Below are 12,072 nucleotides of genomic sequence, written 5' to 3' on the forward strand. Positions count from 1 at the left end.
CATGACATCATGTGTTTGAACAGTAATAGAGGGCGCGCTGCTACAGCGCGCCCTCTAATGATAGCCCCTCATATTCGTTTAGATGGGCGTACAGTGCAACGGGCGTTCATCAAAATGCCACCAAGATGACCAAAATGAACGAGGATGCAGGATAAAACCTTCGTTTAACGTCAGCCCAGTTTCCAGTACCACATCGCTGTCGGGCGTACGCATTAGCGCTACCTGATAATCTTCACTGGTGACTTCTTTGTGATTCATCAAGTGGTCGGCGACGCTTTTTGAGTAGACCGACATCACGATGTCTGCGGTGTTTTCAATGCCGATCCTGTCGCCACTAAACCCTCCGGCTAAAAATTCTATCGGCGACACTTCGCATAACGCACCTTGACCATCGTAGGTAACATAGCGTGCCGTTCCTTTCATGCCTTTTAACATGACCAGCGAACCGATTTTAACCTGCTCCACTTGGACTACACCTAATGCGTCACTAGGGATCTTTGGCACAATGGGATCACTGAGCGCATAAGAGCTTGTCATGAGCCCCATGATGAGTAGTCTATTGATCGTTTTCATAATGTTAACTCCGACTGAGAAACCGTACTAGGCAACGCCATTAAGAACACTAAAACGGCAACGCCCCCTGGAACGAGCACGATCAAGAACCACCACATCGAGAGTCCGGTATCTCGCAGACGACGGGTGAGCATTGATAGCATTGGCAGTAGGGTGATGGCACTGTAGACCAGATCAATCCAACCAAGATTGTCTGTAGCCACCTCCACATAGATAACGCCAGCACTGGCGATAAGATGAATCAGCATGAATTCCCAAAAGAGACGACGCTGAGTGCGCCCCGAAAAGTGCAGTGCATGTTTAAAGGCATAAAGGTATCCGTTCATATAAATCTCCAAAGCGTGATGAAACCAATGTAAGCGTCGCGCTTTTGCGTAGTATTTGCGTCCTAAAACGGGATTTAGGACGTTTTAAAAAGCGTTTTAGGTCATACTTGGCCTGATTCGATAGGGAAGTGGAGAGTAGTCAATGTTGTCGATTCCGTTACCGTTTGTGGTGTCAATGATGCTATTGGTCTTGGCGGGGAGTTTAATGATGCGCCGCGCAGAGCGTATGCCACTAGCGGCGTATTTTTTGATGATGTGTGCTGCCACGACGGCCATCGTGGGGTTACGCTGGCTGTTGGACTGGGCAATCTTAAGGACGCTACAACCGATTTTTGCGTGCGCGATTCCTGTATTGGCTTGGTATGTATTTGCCCGAGCACAGCATGGGCAAAGGTTGGCGTGGTGGCACGTGATCGCGCCGAGTTTGATCGTGGTCAGCTCATTGACGTACCGCTGGTGGTCGCCCCCTCTAGATCTCATGCTGACGAGTATGTACGTCGTCTATGGCGTAGCCTTGTGGTATACCGCGCGCTATCGGCATGCCATCCCCGAGAATGTGCCGTTATCGGATGTCCCTAATGCTGCCATTGCAACCCGCATGGGGGGCAGTATGTTGCTATTCTCAGCTCTTATAGATGGCGCGTTATCACTTGATTTTATGTTTTGGGAAGGGGCGCATGCGACGTTAATCCTCACGATTGGACACGCTCTATTACTACCGATTTTAGCGCTGGTGGTCATTTGGATGAGTCTGCATACGCAGGAACCCGCTCAATCCCATCCCTCGCAAACGACGGCAGAGCCGCCGATTGAAACGATAGAAGACCATGCCCCAGTGATGGCGACGGTGCAAGAGGTGATTCAAACACAGCAGCTGTATCTTGACCCTGACTTAACCTTGGCAAAGCTGGCGCGTAAGGCAGGGATCCCGACACGCATCATTTCTAACGCTGTGAATCAAACTCATCATATGAATGTGTCACAATGGGTAAACCGCTATCGCATTGACCATGCCAGGCAGTTGCTGCGGGAAACTGATCAACCGATTACAGAAGTGTATTTAGCGTCAGGCTTTCAAACCAAATCGAACTTTCATCGAGCGTTTTCCCAGCAAGTTGGAAAAACGCCCTCTGATTATCGCAAGAACCCTGAGGTGTGAATTAATCCCACCATTGAACTCGTAGCGGAGTCGTTGTGTTTATATTGCCGTATTTATCGGTGATAACACCATAACCGACAAGACGCCCTTGTTGGTTATCCAGAATGACACTTTGGATATTTGCGCTTGAGGTGATGTTGCTGAAGTAAATCTTAGATGAGTGCCGGTCGACTTTCGTACGGTTAGCTCCTATCTCAAAGTTAGGATCAATGGTGCCGTCTTCCAATAATCTAACCATTGATAAGGTGCGATCCGTTGAGCGAGTAACGCTACCTGACTGCCCAGTTATAATGAGTTTTGTGCCTTCTTCGAATACAGCCGTGGCGCTGTCATTGATCTGGTGTGTTTGTGAAGAATTAAACCCAAAATTGATAGTGGTCATGCCATCACTACTGAAACTGGTGTCTGCGGAACCGTCTGCCAAATATCGATAAACAGCGAACGCCATGCCCGCGTTGTTTACGTTCACTCGGCCAGTGTCTAGGACACTGCCAACGGCGACAATGCGACCTTTACTGTCTACCAGTAGATCGTTGATTACTGCATCTTTACTTTCTACGACTTCGACGAATCCATTCGTGCCAAAATTGGTATCTGCTGAAAAATCGGCTTTGTTTAAGCGACCAATGGCGAACCCGTTGCTACCTGTTGTGCCCATTAAGTAGAGATATTGGCTGGTTTCGACCACTTTACGAAGCTCTGAGAACTTGGTCGGGTTAGGCTGGCTAACTACGAAGTAGCCGTCTTGAGGGAGCGCACTGTCTTTGACCCCAGCCTCTGTAAGCAATGTAAACGCCCATTGGGAAGCAAAGCTAAGATTGTTAGTTGGCGCAGTATAATGCCCGCCAATGAGGATGCGGCCGTCTTGTAGCGTTAGTAAATTAGTGGGGTCGGTAACTGGTGGATAGGTAAGAGTACCGCCAGTTGCAAATGTGGTATCGAGGGTACCATCTGCGTTGTAGCGGCTTAGTCTTTGTACGTTCCAATAGTCTTTGGTCAGTACCAAAATTCGCTGTTTATCATCGACTTCCCAGCCATATTGAGGCACGTTACTAATTCCGTTAACGCTTAACACGCCATTGGCGGCGAAGCTTGTGTCAACGGTCTTACCATCGCTATTTAAGCGTACGATGTTCCAGTTTTTGTCCTTCGTTGCCACGACCATCGTTTTCTTATCCGCGATGATTTCGCCACCGCGCACGACGAAACAATTGCCAGAGCAACTGCTGATCGCCATCCCCGAAATATCAACAAAGTACCCATCGGTTGTGGAATAAGATCGCTTGCCTTGGAAACCAGTGGGTGTCGTTGTACTACCCCCTGTCCCTGTGTTGCCCGTATCACCTTTATCGACAGTTTCGTTTGATGTGCCAGAAGTGTTGCCGCTTGACCCTGTTGAGCCAGTGTTTTGAGTATTGGTATTGCTGCTTTGTTGCGTGTCGTCGGAAGCGCTACCGCCACCGCCACAACCTGTGAGTACGGATATTACCAACAGGCTTGATAGAATTTGGGTGAAGAAAGTCATCGATAAACTCCAAAATAGGCCCTCTATCTATGAGGGGAATCATAGATAGAGGGCAAGGTAAGACTATTTTTTGGGTTGAAGCTCATGGGCAATACGGTTGTTTGCTTCGTCAATCGCTTTCAAAGCACCGTATTGATAGTACTCAGGGTTCGCGACCACGGAAATTTCAGTGGTCTTGCTAGACTTCCCTGAGAAGAAACCCAGTGCCGAGCTCAGGGCATTCGCCGCTTTCTGAGAGTCTGAGGTAGTATCTTCATTGCGACCGTAGGCACCGCCAACGATGACTGGGCTTGTTAATTGGACGTAACCGTTGTCACTAAAGGTGCCTGTTGGGCCAACCAAAAACTGGGCGATGGCGCCAGAAATAACTTGAATGCCTTGACCAAGCGTGACGGATGCTGAAAGCGTTGTACTGGCACCGCCACCTTGAGGCACTTCCTCCACATAATTCACTGTGTAATCCGTATCCGAATCAAAATAGGCGAAGTGGACGGCGTAATTGACTGCTAGGACTGGCTTGCCTACCGATTCCGATAGGTCGGCTAGCTGATACGGAAGTGGGGTAATCTGCCCTGGCTGCTGGGGTGTCGCAAACAATGTTGTTGGGCCACCCGCAAATGTCAGGGTCTCTTGACTGCTGGTGCTCATGAGGTTCGACAAACCTGATGGTGTGTAAGGTGTCGCCAAAGGTTCAAGCTCATTCCATTCGGAGACTTTCTTGAGATCATTCGAATCCCCCACAGTATAGCCTTTGGCCTCTAGGTCAGCGACGAAGTCCCGATAAGCCTGGTCTGCGATTGCTTGAAAGGTGCTGTTCGGAATACCTTTTAGATTAGCGACTAAAACACTCTGAGCATATTCAGAGCCTCCGCCACGGATCATTGGGCTTTGCGAAGTCGCTGAGCCTTTGTCCTTCGTCACGAATGTGACAGCAAATTGACCAATATAGACTTCGTTTTTGTCTTCGAGGCTTTTAATGTTGCTCGTTGAAACATCATTACCGCTACTAGAACCAGTTGCCGCACAACCAGTGAGTAAGACCGTTAGCCCAATGACGGGATATACAATGAAAGGGTTCATCGCCAGCTCCTTTTTGATTTATCGACTTAGGGTAGGCGATGCGTAGAGAATTTTGCCCCCTAGTTTAAGGGGGGGAGCTGGTGGTGATCATGCCCATCTCGATGGCTTTGATGGTCGCTTCAGCACGGTTATTGACCTGTAGTTTCTGGTAGACCGCCTTTAGATAGCCCGCGGCCGTATGGTACGTCACGCCAAGGGACTGGGCGGCGTCTTTGCAGCTGTACCCTTTTGCAATCAGTACCAGTATGTCTCTTTCTCTTGGTGTGAGACCATATTCAGTGTCTGAACGTGGTTGGCGAAAAGACGATAGGATTTTCAGAGCGATGGAGCTGGAAAGCGGAGGGCGTCCAGCCAAAATGCCGCTTAGACTTGTGCAAAATTCTGCTTCGGTTTCGTCTTTTAGCAAATACCCATCAGCGCCGGCTGCCAGCGCTGGGAAGACGTGTTCGGCATCATCAAATATTGTCGTGATGACGCAGTGGGCATTGGGGTTATGTTGCTTAAATGGTCGAATGAAGTCAGTGCCGTCGCCATCCGGTAGACCGAGATCGAGTAATACCAGCCCCCAAGGCTGTTTCGTTAGGGCTTGATTCGCTTGTGCCAAATTACACACGGTGGTGATCGCTTCATGGGGGAGCGACTGGGCAATGCATTGCTGCATCCAAGTGGCGACCTCCGGTAGATCTTCGACAATGAGTATGTGTCCTATTCCCATCTACAGTGCCTTTTTTCGTCTGATATACCGTAAGGGTAATCAAGGATCTAAGATAATGCTGCCCCTTATGTTAGGGGGAACGAAACGGTCACGGTCCAAGTGTCTTGAGTGGAGGACTGCAACGCCTCTCCATTTAATAACTCCGCTCGTAAACGCAGATTTTCCAATCCCGACCCAGAGTGCTCTGGTCTGTGTCCATGATGGGTGTTATTGGTAATGGTCATCGTGTAATGACCGTCGGAGGCAGCCCCCGTTACGTCTATCCAAGTCGTACCGTCATGACGTAGCGCATTGGAGAGTGCTTCACGGAGCATATGCCCAAGGTGCTCGTGCTGCATTGGCGTAAACGTAATATCCTTCGCGGGGGTATTCCAAGATAGCGAGACTCCCGGTAGAGAGCAGCGTTCACTGGCTTCTTTTTGCCACACCGAAAAGCAACGCTCGGCATTGCCCTCGAAGAACTGCTGTCCATTAATCAAATGTCTAAGATCACGAATGGATTCTCGAACTAACGATTGCGTATCACCGGTTGAGAGGTGTAGTAGCCGCAATAGCTTAGCGCCCAAATCATCATGTAGGTCGCGACGAATTCGATTACGCTCGGCCAGCGCGCCCGCTTGCTTCGCCTCGGCGATGTCAGTGATTAATGTACTGAGTGCAATAATAAGGTTCGCTTTTTCCATATCGTTTCGATTGAAAATGCGTCGCCCACCGTCAGCATGTTGCAGACAAACACTTTCACCGTGAGGCATGGCGACCCAGAGGTTTTCGCCATTATTGGAGATATGTGTCTCCTTTGCCGTATCGTGGAGGGTGTAATGCAACGGTTTGAATACCGCGTGGAATGCTTTTATTAGGCGCGTACTGTCTTCCGTTGATTCTTCAGTAAGCAGTGTGGGTAATGTTTGCCTGAGCCAGTCATCAAGACCTTTTTGATCGCTATTAAACACGCGTCGCCACAGCCATTGGCGTGCGGGAAAATACAACCAACCGACGAGAGCCAGTGAGATGGCTAAGCTTGTGCTGCTTGTAAGTGTCAGCGCGGAAATGAGTACGAAATCGCACACCAATACGGCAATCCCGCCCAAGATCCATGACCAGATTGAAAATGACCAGCGTTGAATGTCAAACAAACGATATCTGAGTACCGCCAGCATCATACCGAAGTACATAAATAGGAAGGTTGCCAGTAACAAAGCCTGATCCGAGGGCTCGGCAACTCGCAGCAAAACAGGAATGATCATACCGCCGGTGAAAAACAGCGTGCCGGACAAAATCGAAAGGAGAACCCAATTTAAGGCGACTCGTTCCGCTGGTTTCCCTGCCGTCTTTCGCCATTGCACGGCCGACCCTACTAGCCCCCAAAGAAAGAGCACCATCACCCAGCTGTACATCCCTTCCGCAGGTGATTTGAAATACTCCAGATGGTGTAGGGGTTGCTGTATTGCAAAGGCTCCGAGGTAAAGCACCAGTATTGTTTTTCTAGGCTTTGAATTTGGGTAGTGCCAAAGAAAGATACCTAAGAAGGTCACAAAGCACATGGTGCCAAAGCCGTTGAGGTTGGACAGAGCGTGAAACAATTGACCATCGATGAATACGTCTCGAGTGCTGTAGATTGCCGCGTTGGCAGCGGAGCATACATAGCCAACACCTGTCAGGCAAAACGCAACGACCGCAATGTTTTTTTGACTCGGAATCCATACCAGTAAACAGATAACCGATGCGGCGAAAGCACACAGGGCCTGCAGCCAAAATAACCAAGGAAGATCTTGGATCGAGCGTTCGGAAAAGGTAATCGGGATTTGCTCACCCGTATCGCCGACAAGGGCTAACTGGTTGTTTTGGGCTGCGTCAAATAAGGCACTATGGGCGTTAAACAGAGTCGTCATATCCTCATAGCGCGGCAACACATCGGGCTCTTCAAAGAGAAGGTGAGGATTGGGTGGGAGGGCCTCATTACCGAGCTTGAAGTGGCTGACAACAACCGAATGATCCTGATCTGTGTAGATTAGATCGTCATTAACCTGCTGAAAGTGCCCATGGATATTGGGTAACGATAAAGCGCTGTATACCAGTGCTGTAAAGAGCAAGAAAAGCAATGAAATGCCAATCACTACTGAACGATACATGAAAAAATCCGACAGAAAAAGAGAAATAGGGTTCGAACTGAAATCGTCAAGAATTGTTCAAGAATCTATCATCGCCCCATGCAATGCAATAGATTTCTCGCTTTTTTGAAGCAGTTAAAGAGGTAGGGTATGTGGCAATGGGGGAGATATATAAGTAGGGGCTCTCATTGTCTCTGAAGAACCCCTATCTTTTTAATGCAATGCTTTAAGCGCCGCTAGATGGACGCTGCTGGCGCTGAACGCCCTGTAAGAAGTAGCGCAATATTTGGTCTTTGCATTCGCGGTAATGGCGATTATCAGGCTTACGGAAAAAGGCACTTAGTTCGTGCTTGCTTAAGTTAAACTCGGCTAAGCGCATGATGTTTAAAATATCGTCAGATTTTAAGTTCAGAGCAATACGCAGTTTTTGAAAGATCATGTTGTTGTTTAGGCGAGTTTCTGGAGCGGGTTGCTCCCCATCGCGCTTGCCGCGTTTAAGGTTGATAAAACCATTAAGAAAAGCAGCGAGCTCCACATCAAGCATGGGTTTTAACGCAGGGTCATCGTCTTTTTTTAGCCAGCTTGCAACGAGCGCTTCCGTAACACTTTGATCAGCAAGAGCAAAGATCTCTACCATCGTGTTGTTTTTTAAATCAAAGGTGTAGCGCACCCGACGCATAATGTCATTATTGGTCAAAATAGGTCCTAGTCTTAGGTGAATCCAGTCGTATCAGTAGGAGAACTGGCAGCGGCTGATCATACCATTCAATGCAAACGGCTGGGGAATTTCTAGTAAGAATCTACTCTAACGAGATCGTTCATTTACGTGGCTTCACTTGGTGGTGGCTGGGTTGTCAGGTTGAACACTGGGCTATCAACAATAATCCCCGCCAAGCGTTTGGTGGCTTCGTTTGTTTTCTTCGCTCTAAACAAGGTGACATCCATTTGTGGGAGTTCGGGGAGGTCCCAGTGAACCACTAAGTCGTCATTATTATCGAGTGTATTGTCAGGGATGATAGCAATCCCAATCCCTGCGCGTACCGCGGCGAGTAGCCCAGTACGGCTCTGGCTAGTAAACGCGATTCGATAAGGGATTCCTCCCGCTTCCAGCGCCTCACAGCCGAGCTTGCGCTGCTTACAACCTTCGTCAAATACCACTAAAGGTAAGACAGCTTGGGTGTGCACAAAATGGTCTTTGGCGCTGATCCAAATAAGTTGATCACGACGCAAACGCTCGCCACCTGTTGTATCGGCATACATTTCTACAAGTGCTAGATCGAGCTTGCCTCGTTCGAGGCGATCGATTAGGTGGTCTGGGCGATAATCGCAAAATGCCTCCAGTTGCGCCTCGGGATAGCTCAAGATGAATTCCTGCAAAATAGGTGCAAGTATGCCACTGGCGTATTGGTCATGAGTGCCGATTCGTACCACACCACTAATGTCCATATTTTGAAAGGCACCCACGATCTGATCGTGCAAATTTAGTAACTGCTGCGCATGGTCCTTTAATTGATTACCCGCGGGGGTTAATCGCACGCCATATTGGCCCCGTTCCATTAAAGGGTTCGCTACTAAGTCCTCTAAACGGTTGAGCTGCATGCTCACTGTCGAAGGCGCCTTATGCAGTAACCGCGCGGCTTCCGTTAGGTTTAAGGTATCCGCTACAACCATGAATGTGCGCAACAATGAGATCGGTAAATCATGCATAAATCAGACTTCAATAAATTTGAACGTAGATATTAATATTTATCGATATGCTGAATTAATGCAAGGATATATTATGCGCGAATTGCTTCTTGAGAGAAGTTTTTTCCCAACTTACAGCATCGAGAGGTGTGTTATGCGCATGGCCGTCACATTTGGATTTAATCAGGTTATTAGCCATGGTTTTGGCTTATTTTTATTTGCCGCACTGATGCCATTAATGCAAGCCAATATTCAGATTGATAGTTGGTATTTGGCGATTGCTGGCGCGCTGACGCAGATTGCCTATCTAGCGGGCGCAATGTTGTTGGGCGTTATTGGACCGCGCGTGGATTCATGCCGATTATTGCTGGTTTGCGGTGGTATCACGACAGTGCTTCTAGCGACGATGGCGTGGCTCAGTAACCCTTTCATCATGCTGGGTGTGTTAGCGATTATGGCCTCCAGTGCGGCGATGAGTTGGGGCGGAATTGTTGAGCTTGTAACGCGTCATGGTCGTGCCGACCGAACAGCAACAAACTTATCAATCGTCTCTAGTGGCACTGCTTGGGGTTACGGTTTTAACGGCTTGATCATTTTGTTAGTAGTGCCGATGTTAGGCTGGCGCAGCGGTTGGATGGTTGCAGCGGCAGTCGGGTTACTGACTTGGATTGCAACGTACCGTTTGGTCAAGCGTTTACGCGTTGACCGCGATACGCAAGACGTAGACGTGACCTTTGCTATGGGCACAAAAGAGCTATTTAAAACAGTTTTACGCGAGCGTACGGCGTTTTTGTCTTGCTTCACATTATTGCTGGTCGGTATGACAACCATTACATTTTCGACTTGGTTGAACACCTACCTTGCGGAGCTTGAATTGCCTTCTGCGTTGGGTGGATATACTTGGGGCGTCATCGGCGCAACGGGTATGATCGCGGGTTTCGCTGCGGGTAAAATCTCTGATCGATACGGGCATGCGATCGCTCTGCTGATGATCTTTAGTGCCTTCGCTGCCAGTGTTATCGCGTTTATGTACGACCCAGCACGATTCGTTATGGTGGCAGGGTTTGGCTACGGTCTAATGTACTTCCCTATTTGGGGCATCATAGCGGGTTGGGTGAGCAAGCAGTACAGCTCAAAAGCGACAATGCAAATAAACGGCATTGGAATGGTTGCCTTCGGTACAGGTGGCGCATTGGGTAACTTATTGGCTGGTGCACTTCAAGGTTCGACTGGCTCGCTGACCCTGACATATGGCGTGATTGTGGCAATCTCAATCGGCCTAGCGTTACTCGCAGGTTACATTTACGTCTCTGAACGTAAGGTGAAAAAAACTTGGGTGGGTGGCGCTGCCGCTTAATCCATTAGAGTTAATAAACGCCCAGCTTCCGAACGGTTTGCTGGGCGATTTTGTTTTAAGCAGGTACCGTGTAGGCAGACAACCTTTCGTTTTATCGTCGTGTTAACAAAATGGTCGCAATCATAAATAAGATGCCGCAAAGCCATGTACGGAAAAGGTTGGCTTGATTCCATTGATCTCTGACCGTCTGCCAGTCGGTGGGCAAATTGAGTGGGTCCCAAGATTCCGTGTAATAGTTGAGGGGCAGATTGACCCATTTAGTAAACATAATAATGCCCAGTACATATGCAATGCCGATTGCCAACCAAAACCAACCAATGGTGGCTCGTTTTATGAGCAGCGTCGCCGCTGTGATGATAGTCGCTACGCCCGCCCCAAAAAAGCAAAAGAAAAAGCCCACATGGCGCACATTGTAATTAAACAACGATTGCACGGTGGCGTACATTTCCCCATTTAGCGCAAGCGTGGCGTCGTTGACATTAAACGAATACGTTGCAAAAAAGCCCGCCATCAAACCGAGTAGCAATACGCTGACGATCTGTGACAGTTGAGTAAATAGCGTAGACATAAGCCTTCTCCTAACTGTTTTTGGCAGTATGTCCTAGCGTATCCAAAAGATCCTTATCAAATGATAATGAATTAGCTGTTTTTTATACGTGATAGTGAAACCGGAGTGATGCCAAGATAGCTAGCAATATGATGCGCCGGAACCTGATCGATCAGGTTGGGAGCCTCGTCGCAGAGTTTTTGGTACCGCTCTGCAGCACTTAGATGCAACCAATCACGCTCGCGCGCCAGCTTGGAGTCGGTCAATCGCTCTAGCCATAGGTGGCTAAAAATAAGCCAATCTGTGCTCTCGGCAAAGGCACTGCGAAAGGCGGAGTACTCCCATCGATCGCAGTGAATGTCGCTGAGTGCTTGTATGTAAAAGCCTGCTTCTTGGGTTCTTAGTCCTGTCGTCACGGGCCAAAAAAAGTCGTTTGCCAAGAAAAAACGTTTGTTGTGTTCCCGTCCATAAGTATCCAAATAATACATACGCACCACACCGGAATGAAGCCAATAAACATGACGCCAAGGCTCTGATGCATCGAGTAAAGAATGTCCTTTTGGCGCTGTGAACGTTTGTCGATGAGTGAAAATCGCGTGCTGAATCGACGGCGATAAATCACTGAGAGGGCTGTTTGGCAAAGGTGTTTTATCAATGCTCATCGTCGTCCTTAATAGGTTCTAAACAGCTTAAACTTATCACTAAAAGGGAGTGGGTCACCAATGCTTATTGCGCCCAATTGGAGGTGTAATAAATCACCCTATCTTGCTATCAATTTACTGTGGAAAACCTTGTTGTGCAGCTTTGTCTCCGGCAAGCATTCAGAAGTGCTACGAATGGTCAGGAACTCCTTGATCTGCAATAAGTTTGTGCACAAAGGATTGTCTTTACGCGTGGTGAATTTTTTTTGCCTTATTTTTTCCATATTTTACACTGTGCAAACAAAAAGTAGATCTTCTTGATGCCTTGTATGGCGCGGCTTATAGGGTGATTGAC

The 12,072-nt window shown here is 48.4% G+C and carries 12 protein-coding genes and 1 pseudogene; 2 read left to right on the forward strand and 11 right to left on the reverse strand.

Annotation, left to right across the window (positions count from 1 at the left end):
• Positions 1-78 precede the first annotated feature (78 nt).
• Positions 79-573, reverse strand: a complete 495-nt coding sequence (locus tag DN730_RS05875) for a hypothetical protein (RefSeq protein ID WP_115467173.1) — start codon at positions 571-573, stop codon at positions 79-81.
• Positions 570-899, reverse strand: a complete 330-nt coding sequence (locus DN730_RS05880; protein ID WP_115467174.1) for a DUF805 domain-containing protein — start codon at positions 897-899, stop codon at positions 570-572. The genes DN730_RS05875 and DN730_RS05880 overlap by 4 nt, the downstream gene beginning before the upstream one ends.
• A gap of 142 nt (positions 900-1,041) precedes the next feature.
• Here DN730_RS05880 and DN730_RS05885 point away from each other — a divergent pair, with 142 nt between their 5' ends.
• Complete coding sequence (locus DN730_RS05885) at positions 1,042-2,058, forward strand: helix-turn-helix domain-containing protein (protein WP_115467175.1); 1,017 nt, start codon at positions 1,042-1,044, stop codon at positions 2,056-2,058.
• A 1-nt stretch (position 2,059) separates the two neighbouring features.
• Here DN730_RS05885 and DN730_RS19415 read toward each other — a convergent pair whose 3' ends face one another.
• The 7 genes and pseudogenes from DN730_RS19415 to DN730_RS05915 all read right to left on the reverse strand — a co-directional run bounded on the left by DN730_RS19415 (position 2,060) and on the right by DN730_RS05915 (position 9,193).
• Positions 2,060-2,716: a delta-60 repeat domain-containing protein gene (locus tag DN730_RS19415; RefSeq protein ID WP_425452715.1), complete on the reverse strand. Its 657-nt coding sequence runs from the start codon at positions 2,714-2,716 to the stop codon at positions 2,060-2,062.
• A gap of 252 nt (positions 2,717-2,968) precedes the next feature.
• Positions 2,969-3,583 (reverse strand): annotated as a pseudogene (locus DN730_RS19420) (NHL repeat-containing protein); the annotation flags it as partial.
• Between the two features lie 63 nt (positions 3,584-3,646).
• On the reverse strand, positions 3,647-4,663 hold the full coding sequence (locus tag DN730_RS05895; protein WP_115467177.1) for a hypothetical protein: 1,017 nt from the start codon (positions 4,661-4,663) through the stop codon (positions 3,647-3,649).
• 64 nt (positions 4,664-4,727) lie between these two features.
• The gene (locus DN730_RS05900) at positions 4,728-5,378 is read right to left on the reverse strand and encodes a response regulator (RefSeq protein ID WP_115467178.1); all 651 of its coding nucleotides are present in this window, start codon (positions 5,376-5,378) and stop codon (positions 4,728-4,730) included.
• Positions 5,379-5,443: 65 nt separating this feature from the next.
• On the reverse strand, positions 5,444-7,507 hold the full coding sequence (locus DN730_RS05905) for a sensor histidine kinase (protein ID WP_115467179.1): 2,064 nt from the start codon (positions 7,505-7,507) through the stop codon (positions 5,444-5,446).
• A 205-nt stretch (positions 7,508-7,712) separates the two neighbouring features.
• Entirely contained in the window at positions 7,713-8,183 is a 471-nt protein-coding gene (locus DN730_RS05910) for a YehS family protein (protein WP_115467180.1), read from the reverse strand.
• A gap of 125 nt (positions 8,184-8,308) precedes the next feature.
• Positions 8,309-9,193 (reverse strand): LysR family transcriptional regulator, encoded by an 885-nt coding sequence (locus tag DN730_RS05915; RefSeq protein WP_115467181.1) that lies wholly within the window; start codon positions 9,191-9,193, stop codon positions 8,309-8,311.
• 73 nt (positions 9,194-9,266) lie between these two features.
• Between DN730_RS05915 and DN730_RS05920 the strand changes: the two genes are divergently transcribed.
• A complete protein-coding gene (locus DN730_RS05920) occupies positions 9,267-10,529 on the forward strand; it encodes an MFS transporter (protein ID WP_245957899.1) in 1,263 nt (420 codons plus the stop codon).
• A 91-nt stretch (positions 10,530-10,620) separates the two neighbouring features.
• On the opposite strand, the gene DN730_RS05925 is transcribed toward DN730_RS05920, so the two are convergent.
• Entirely contained in the window at positions 10,621-11,097 is a 477-nt protein-coding gene (locus DN730_RS05925) for an anthrone oxygenase family protein (RefSeq protein WP_115467183.1), read from the reverse strand.
• A 71-nt stretch (positions 11,098-11,168) separates the two neighbouring features.
• The gene (locus DN730_RS05930) at positions 11,169-11,738 is read right to left on the reverse strand and encodes a Crp/Fnr family transcriptional regulator (protein ID WP_115467184.1); all 570 of its coding nucleotides are present in this window, start codon (positions 11,736-11,738) and stop codon (positions 11,169-11,171) included.
• Between the last annotated feature and the right edge of the window lie 334 nt (positions 11,739-12,072).

This window comes from Marinomonas piezotolerans (assembly GCF_003362755.1).
Taxonomy (GTDB): Bacteria; Pseudomonadota; Gammaproteobacteria; order Pseudomonadales; family Marinomonadaceae; genus Marinomonas; species Marinomonas piezotolerans.

Bases quoted from the DNA above. Each gene is read 5' to 3' on its own strand.
- DN730_RS05915 (WP_115467181.1), bottom strand. From the start codon at position 9,193: ATGCATGATTTACCGATCTCATTGTTGCGCACATTCATGGTTGTAGCG.
- DN730_RS05900 (WP_115467178.1), bottom strand. From the start codon at position 5,378: ATGGGAATAGGACACATACTCATTGTCGAAGATCTACCGGAGGTCGCC.
- DN730_RS05930 (WP_115467184.1), bottom strand. From the start codon at position 11,738: ATGAGCATTGATAAAACACCTTTGCCAAACAGCCCTCTCAGTGATTTA.
- DN730_RS05905 (WP_115467179.1), bottom strand. From the start codon at position 7,507: ATGTATCGTTCAGTAGTGATTGGCATTTCATTGCTTTTCTTGCTCTTT.
- DN730_RS05925 (WP_115467183.1), bottom strand. From the start codon at position 11,097: ATGTCTACGCTATTTACTCAACTGTCACAGATCGTCAGCGTATTGCTA.
- DN730_RS19415 (WP_425452715.1), bottom strand. From the start codon at position 2,716: ATGGGCACAACAGGTAGCAACGGGTTCGCCATTGGTCGCTTAAACAAA.
- DN730_RS05880 (WP_115467174.1), bottom strand. From the start codon at position 899: ATGAACGGATACCTTTATGCCTTTAAACATGCACTGCACTTTTCGGGG.
- DN730_RS05885 (WP_115467175.1), top strand. From the start codon at position 1,042: ATGTTGTCGATTCCGTTACCGTTTGTGGTGTCAATGATGCTATTGGTC.
- DN730_RS05875 (WP_115467173.1), bottom strand. From the start codon at position 573: ATGAAAACGATCAATAGACTACTCATCATGGGGCTCATGACAAGCTCT.
- DN730_RS05895 (WP_115467177.1), bottom strand. From the start codon at position 4,663: ATGAACCCTTTCATTGTATATCCCGTCATTGGGCTAACGGTCTTACTC.
- DN730_RS05920 (WP_245957899.1), top strand. From the start codon at position 9,267: ATGCGCGAATTGCTTCTTGAGAGAAGTTTTTTCCCAACTTACAGCATC.